General features: G+C 63.4%; 9 protein-coding genes. 3 read left to right on the forward strand and 6 right to left on the reverse strand.

Annotated elements, in window-relative coordinates; translation table 11 throughout:
* From E5W70_RS22990 to E5W70_RS23000, 3 genes are all read left to right on the forward strand, one after another.
* The coding region (locus tag E5W70_RS22990) for a PD-(D/E)XK nuclease family protein (protein ID WP_292662777.1) at positions 1 to 602 on the forward strand (602 nt) is incomplete at its 5' end.
* A 73-nt stretch (positions 603 to 675) separates the two neighbouring features.
* On the forward strand, positions 676 to 999 hold the full coding sequence (gene trxA, locus E5W70_RS22995; protein WP_023677558.1) for a thioredoxin: 324 nt from the start codon (positions 676 to 678) through the stop codon (positions 997 to 999).
* 130 nt (positions 1,000 to 1,129) lie between these two features.
* Positions 1,130 to 1,411: a cupin domain-containing protein gene (locus E5W70_RS23000; RefSeq protein WP_023718287.1), complete on the forward strand. Its 282-nt coding sequence runs from the start codon at positions 1,130 to 1,132 to the stop codon at positions 1,409 to 1,411.
* A gap of 47 nt (positions 1,412 to 1,458) precedes the next feature.
* Here the strand turns inward: E5W70_RS23000 and E5W70_RS23005 are convergent, their stop codons facing one another.
* From E5W70_RS23005 to E5W70_RS23030, 6 genes are all read right to left on the reverse strand, one after another.
* Positions 1,459 to 1,878 carry a VOC family protein gene (locus tag E5W70_RS23005; protein ID WP_292662779.1) on the reverse strand — a complete coding sequence of 140 codons (420 nt, stop codon included), beginning with the start codon at positions 1,876 to 1,878 and terminating at the stop codon, positions 1,459 to 1,461.
* A 59-nt stretch (positions 1,879 to 1,937) separates the two neighbouring features.
* Positions 1,938 to 3,263, reverse strand: a complete 1,326-nt coding sequence (locus E5W70_RS23010; protein ID WP_292662781.1) for a folylpolyglutamate synthase/dihydrofolate synthase family protein — start codon at positions 3,261 to 3,263, stop codon at positions 1,938 to 1,940.
* A 62-nt stretch (positions 3,264 to 3,325) separates the two neighbouring features.
* Positions 3,326 to 4,252, reverse strand: a complete 927-nt coding sequence (gene accD / locus E5W70_RS23015) for an acetyl-CoA carboxylase, carboxyltransferase subunit beta (protein ID WP_292662783.1) — start codon at positions 4,250 to 4,252, stop codon at positions 3,326 to 3,328.
* Positions 4,253 to 4,288: 36 nt separating this feature from the next.
* Complete coding sequence (trpA, locus tag E5W70_RS23020; RefSeq protein WP_292662785.1) at positions 4,289 to 5,128, reverse strand: tryptophan synthase subunit alpha; 840 nt, start codon at positions 5,126 to 5,128, stop codon at positions 4,289 to 4,291.
* Between the two features lie 2 nt (positions 5,129 to 5,130).
* Positions 5,131 to 6,381: a tryptophan synthase subunit beta gene (trpB, locus tag E5W70_RS23025; protein ID WP_292662787.1), complete on the reverse strand. Its 1,251-nt coding sequence runs from the start codon at positions 6,379 to 6,381 to the stop codon at positions 5,131 to 5,133.
* Between the two features lie 33 nt (positions 6,382 to 6,414).
* Positions 6,415 to 6,952, reverse strand: a 538-nt coding sequence (locus E5W70_RS23030; RefSeq protein ID WP_292662789.1) for a phosphoribosylanthranilate isomerase, incomplete at its 5' end; no start/stop codon positions are given.

The raw sequence follows: 6,952 nt of genomic DNA on the forward strand, positions 1-6,952 counted from the left end.
CCTCGGTGCTGATCGAGGAGGCGCGGCAAGCGGTGGCCGACACGCGTTCGCCGGTACTGGATGCCGACGCCGAGCCCGGCTTTGCCGTCATGCGCGGGCTGGCGCTGCACAAATTGCTGCAGATGCTGCCCGGCATCGCCGAGGGAAAACGCCAGGACGCCGCCGAACGCTATCTGGCAAGAGCCGGCGCGGGATGGCCCGACGACGAGCGCGACAAGGCCTTGGCTGCCGTTTTCAGAATTCTTGCTGACAGCCGCTTTGCGCCGCTGTTTGCGCCAAACTCGCGCGCTGAGGTCGCCATCATGGGCAGCCTGGAGGTGAGGGGCAAACTGCGCTCGATTTCCGGCAAGATCGACCGGCTGGCAGTAACGCCGGACAAGGTTTCGATCGTCGACTACAAGACCAATCGGCCAGCGCCGGCTACGCTCGCCGAAGTGCCGCAAGCCTATGTTTTGCAGCTCGCACTCTATCGCGCGCTGCTTCAGCCGCTCTATCCGGGACGCGAGGTCTCGGCGGCGCTGCTGTTTACCGAGGCGCCGCGGCTGATCGAGCTGCCGGCAGGGGCCATGGACGACGCGCTTGCTAGACTCACGGGAGCGTGACACAACACTTGCTTGAAGACGGACGCGATCACCACCACATTTGGTGCGACGAACAAATCGAAAGGATCTCAGCATGGCTACCGTCAAGGTCGACAAGAGCAATTTCCAGGCCGACGTGCTCAACGCCAAGGAGCCGGTCGTGGTCGATTTCTGGGCGGAATGGTGCGGCCCGTGCAAGATGATCGCCCCGGCGCTCGAGGACATTGCCATCGAACTCGGCAGCAAGATAAAGATCGCCAAGCTCAACATCGACGAGAATCCTGAGCTGGCCGCGCAGTTCGGCGTGCGCTCGATTCCGACACTGATGATCTTCAAGGGCGGCGAAGTCGCCGACATGAAGGTCGGTGCTGCGCCGAAAACGGCATTGTCGCACTGGATCAACGGCAGCCTCGCCTGATCCGATCAAAATTTTGCAGAAAAAAGCCCGGCCTCGCGCCGGGCTTTCTTGTGGCGTCACCGATCCGCAGATCTGGCACTCGCCACTTGCCGTCTCATGCTCTTGTCTGGCTTAAAGCAGGAGAAGCGATATGACCGGATCCGCCAAGGCCACCGTCTTCATCGACAATGAGCGCGTCATCGTCACCGAATACCGCTTCGCTCCCGGCGACAACACCGGCTGGCACCGCCATGGCCACGACTATGTGATCGTGCCGCTGACGGACGGCAAGGTGAAGCTCCTGACCAAGGATGGCGAATCCTTCGCCGAGATGAAGAAGGGCGCGCCGTATTTCCGCAACGAGGGCGTCGAACATGACGTCATCAGCGCAAACGATGGCGAATTCGCCTTCATCGAGGTCGAGCTGAAGTAGTCCACCAACCATCGGCTGCGCCGCTACAATTGTCCGGCGAGGCGCGATCACCAATCCGCGATACGATCGCCCCCGACGAATTGTGCGCTTTTCTCAGTATATTCGAACAGTTCTATCTTCACGCCGTTGGGGTCGCGGATCCAAGCCTGGTAGGTGTCATCGCACGCGCGTTTCTTTGAGGTGACATCCACCCCCTTTGACCTCAGATGGGCGATCGCGGCGTCGATGTTTTCCACTTCGAGGCAGAAGTGGTTGATCTGGTTCAAGTCGCTATTGCTGGCGCCGTCTTTCTGGAACACCTCGACATGGCTACGGCTGCCGCAATTGAGGTAGAAGCCGAAAATCTTCCCGTCGCGCAGGAAATTGAACTGGGTGTCCATGCCGAGGACGTCCCGGTAGAAGCTTCGCGTCATCTCCAGGTCATTCGCGAAAATGCAAACGTGAGCGAGCTGCTTTACCTTGATCATGATTGGCTGCTCCGGTGATCTGATAGGTGGCGTCATCATGGCCCGGGTGGAGGCACGCCTCAAACCGGCGGCGTGCCGTTTTCGGCTAATACCGCACCGGCCAGGTAAAGCGATCCGCCAATCAGGATGCGTGGCGGCGGTCCGTCCCATGTGTCGCGCAGCAGCATCAGCGCATTGGCGACGGAACTAACCGGTTCGGCCGACAGGCCGGCCTCGATGGCGCGGGTCGCCAGTTCGTCGTTCGGCACGCCGGCGTCGCTCAGGCTCACCGGCACGGTGTAGACATGCCGCACCAGCCCTTTGAAGGCGCGGAAATAGCCGCTCTGGTCCTTGGTGTTGATCATGCCCGAGATCAGGAACAGCGGCCGCGGGTTCTTTTCCTCCTGCTCGGCCAGCGCCTCAGCGACGACCACGCCGGCGCCGGGATTATGGCCGCCGTCGAGCCAGATGTCGGCGCCCTTCGGCGCCAGTTCGCTCAGCCGGCCCTGCGGCAGCTTCTGCATGCGGCCTGGCCAGGCAACATTGGCCATCGCCTTCTCGGCGGCGCGGTGGCTGATCTCGAAACCCGCCGCCTTGACCGCCGCGATCGCCGCCGCCGCATTGGCGAATTGATGGCGCCCCGGCAGGCGCGGCGGCGGCAGGTCCATCAATCCGTCTTCGTCCTGATAGACCATGCGTCCGTTTTCCTCATAGGCAAGGAAATCCTGGCCATAGACGAACGCGGGGCAGTCGAGCCGCTCGGCGGTTTCGATGAGCACCTGCTGCGCCGTCTCGCTTTCCTGCGCGCCGATGACGACCGGGCATCCGCGCTTGATGATGCCGGCCTTTTCGGCAGCGATCAGCTCGACGCGGTCGCCGAGATAGGCTTCGTGGTCGAGCGAGACCGGCATGATCACCGACACGGCCGGCTCGGCGATGACATTGGTGGCGTCGAAGCGGCCGCCAAGGCCGACCTCGAGGATGACGGCATCGGCCGGATGTTCGGAAAACAGCAGGAAGGTGACCGCGGTGAGGATTTCGAAGACGGTGATCTTCTGGCCTTGATTGGCTTTGGCGACGCGGGCGATGGCTTCGGCGAAGACCTTGTCGTCCACCAGCTTGCCGCCGCTATCGGCGGCCAGCCGGTAGCGCTCGTGCCAGTTCACCAGATGTGGCGAGGTGTGGACGTGGACGCGGTAGCCGGCGGCTTCGAGCAGCGCCCGTGAAAAGGCGGCACAGGAGCCCTTGCCGTTGGTGCCGGCGATGTGGATGACCCGCGGCAGCTGGTCCTGCGGATTGCCGAGCCGCTCGAGCAGCCGCGAAATGCGGTCGAGCGAAAGGTCGAAGCCCTTCGGGTGAAGCGCCATCAGGCTTTCGATTTCGCGGTCGGCGGCAAGCGTGGTCATGGAAGAATCCTAGGCGCGTGCGCAACGGCACACAACAGCCGCTCGCGCCGCGTGATGTCGCGTCAGGCGTGCGGCCGGGCTTCGGCCGGAAGCACCGACGGCGGCAGGATTTCCGGCTCCTGCGGTTTTTGCTCTTCTGGCAGCTTGAGCAGCATTCTCAGCAGCCGTGCAATCGTCTGACGCATTTCCAGCCGTGACACCACCATGTCGACCATGCCGTGTTCCATCAGATATTCGGCGCGCTGGAAGCCGTCGGGCAGCTTTTCGCGGATGGTCTGCTCGATGACACGCGGTCCGGCAAAGCCGATCAGCGCGCCTGGCTCGGCAATATGCACATCACCCAGCATGGCGTAGGAGGCGGTGACGCCGCCGGTCGTCGGGTTGGTCAGGACGACGATGTAGGGCAGGCCGGCCTCCTTCAGCCTGTCGACGCCGACCGTGGTCCGCGGCAACTGCATCAGCGACAGGATGCCTTCCTGCATACGGGCGCCACCGGAGGCTGCAAACAGAATCAGCGGCCGCTTGCGCTGCAAGGCGACCTCGAAGGCATGCACGATTGCGTCGCCGGCCGCCATGCCGAGTGAGCCGCCCATGAAGGCAAAATCCTGCACCGTCACCACCACCGGCAGACCTTCGACGGTGCCCAGCGCATTGATGATGGCGTCTTCCATGCCGGTCTTGGCCTTGGCATCCTTCAGCCGGTCTAGGTAGCGCTTCTCATCGCGGAACTTGAGCGGATCCTGAACGACCTTGGGGTTTTCCAGCGTCTCATATTTGCCGTCGTCGAGGAAGAATTTCAGCCGTTCCTTGGCCGATATCTTCATATGGTGGCCGGAGGACGGGATGACGAACTGGTTCTGCTCCAGATCCTTGTGGAACACCATTTCACCGGTCTCGGGATCCTTGATCCACAGGTTTTCCGGCATGTCGGTGCGGCGGCCGAGCATCGAATTGATCTTCGGGCGGACGTAATTGGTGATCCAGTTCATCGCTTCGGCTCCTGTCCTGAAGAAGACGTAGGAAGACTATTCGGCGGCAGCAAGGCGAGCCGCGCGAACTCCTTGCGAAAGCCCGCTGACCAGCGTGGCGACGGCCTCGGCCGGATCGGCGGTCTTTTCGCCCTTCGGCCCGAGCACGTTGGCGACGGCATTGACAATCGCGGTACCGACGACGACGCCGTCGGCCGACGCGCCGATGGTGCGCGCCTGCTCGGCGGTCTTGACGCCGAAGCCGACGCAGACCGGCAGGTGGGTATGGCTCTTGATGCGCTTGACCGCCGCCGCCACCTTGCCGGTGTCGGCCAGCGCCGAACCGGTGATACCGGTCATCGATACATAATAGACGAAGCCGGAGGTGTTCTGCAGCACCTTGGGCAGGCGCTTGTCGTCGGTGGTCGGCGTCGCCAGCCGGATGAAATTGATGCCGGCCTTGAGTGCCGGGATACAAAGTTCCTCGTCCATCTCAGGCGGCAGGTCGACGACGATCAGCCCGTCTATCCCGCTGGCCAGCGCATCGCTCAGGAAGCGCTCGACGCCGTAGATGTAGATCGGATTGTAATAGCCCATCAAGACGATCGGCGTTTCATTGTCGCCGGCGCGGAATTCCGAAGCCATCTTCAGCGTTTTGACCAGTGTCTGGCCGCCCTTCAGCGCCCGCAGGCCGGCCGCCTGGATCGCTGGGCCGTCGGCCATTGGATCGGAAAACGGCATGCCGAGCTCGATGATGTCGCTGCCGGCGCCGGGCAGCGCCTTCATGATCGACAGGGACGTGTCGTAGTCCGGGTCGCCGCCCATGAAATAGGTGACAAGTGCCGGTCGACCTTCGGCCTTCAGCTTTGCCATGCGGCGGTCGATACGGGTGGCCATGATCAGATCTCCATGCCCAGCATATTGGCCACCGTATGCACGTCCTTGTCGCCGCGGCCGGACAGGTTGACGATGACGATCTGGTCCTTGTCCATATCAGGCACGATCTTCACCGCCTGCGCGATTGCATGGGCCGATTCCAGCGCCGGAATGATGCCCTCGACGCGCGTCGTCAGCTGAAACGCCTCCAGCGCCTCGTCGTCGAGGATCGGCACATAGTCGACGCGGCCCGAATCACGCAGCCACGAATGCTCCGGCCCGACGCCCGGATAATCGAGGCCCGCCGAGATCGAGTGGCCGTCCATGATCTGGCCGTCGGCGTTCTGCAGGAGGTAGGTACGGTTGCCATGCAGCACGCCGGGCGCGCCGGCACTCATCGAGGCGCAATGCTCGATGCCGTCGAGGCCGCGGCCGCCGGCTTCGACGCCGATGATGCGCACCTCACTGTCGTCGAGGAAGGGATGGAACAGGCCGATAGCGTTGGAACCGCCGCCGACACAAGCGATGATGGTGTCCGGCAGCCGGCCTTCCTGCTCGAGGATCTGGGCGCGCGCCTCGGTGCCGATCACCGACTGGAAGTCGCGCACCAGCTCCGGATAGGGATGTGGGCCGGCGGCGGTGCCGATCAGGTAATAGGTGTCCTCGACATTGGTTACCCAGTCGCGCAGGGCCTCGTTCATGGCGTCCTTCAGCGTGCCGTGGCCGGCCGTCACCGGCCGCACCTCGGCGCCCAGAAGCTTCATGCGAAAGACGTTGGGGCTTTGCCGGGCGACATCGGTTGCACCCATATAGACGATGCAGGGAAGCCCGAAGCGCGCCGCCACCGTGGCGGAAGCGACGCCATGCTGGCCGGCACCGGTCTCGGCGATGATCCGCGTCTTGCCCATGCGCTTGGCGAGCAGGATCTGGCCGAGGCAGTTGTTGATCTTGTGCGAGCCGGTGTGGTTCAGGTCCTCGCGCTTGAAATAGACCTTTGCGCCGCCCCCGAGGCCCTTAGCCGCGGAAACCCCGCGAAGATGCCTGGTGAGGCCTTCGGCGAAATAGAGCTTCGACGGCCGCCCGGCATAGTGCGTCGAGAGATCGGTCAGTTCTGCCTTGAAATCCGGGTCGTTCTTCACCTCGTTCCAGTGCCGCTCCAGCTCGAGGATCAGCGGCATCAGCGTTTCGGCAACGAAACGACCGCCAAAAATGCCGAACATGCCCTGCTCGTCGGGGCCGGTGCGGAAGGAATTGGGTGTCGCCGGCCTGTCCATCGCCGATCTCCTGGTTTGTGGTTTGAAGCGCGGTCAGGCGGCGCGGTTGTCGCGTGCTGTCCCGACGGCCCGGAAAAATTGTTCGATCAGCGCCGGTTCCTTGACGCCCGGCGCGCTCTCCACGCCTGAGGAAACATCTATTCCTGGCGGGTTCGCCAGCCGAAGGGCGTCGCCGATATTGCCGGCATTGAGCCCACCGGAAAGCATGTAATCGACGCCGGCGTCAAGGCCAGCCAGAACGCGCCAGTCGAAGGCGAGACCGTTGCCGCCCGGCAATTCCGAACCCTTAGGCGGCTTGGCATCGAACAGGAAACGGTCGGCAATGCCGATGAAGGGTTTGACCCGCTCGAGATCGGCAGCCTCGCTGACCGGCAGCGCCTTCATCACCGGCAAGCCGTAGCGGGCCTTCACCTCGGCCACCCGCCCGGGCGTTTCGGCGCCGTGAAACTGCAGCATGTCGGGCTGCATCTTGTCGACAATCTCATCCAGGAACACGTCGCTGGCGTCGACCGTCACCGCAACCGCCTTGGCCTTGCCGCGCGCCGCTTCGCGCAGGCGGCCGGCTTCCGCC

The organism is Mesorhizobium sp. (genome assembly GCF_005063415.1).
In the GTDB taxonomy this organism is placed as follows: Bacteria; Pseudomonadota; Alphaproteobacteria; order Rhizobiales; family Rhizobiaceae; genus Mesorhizobium.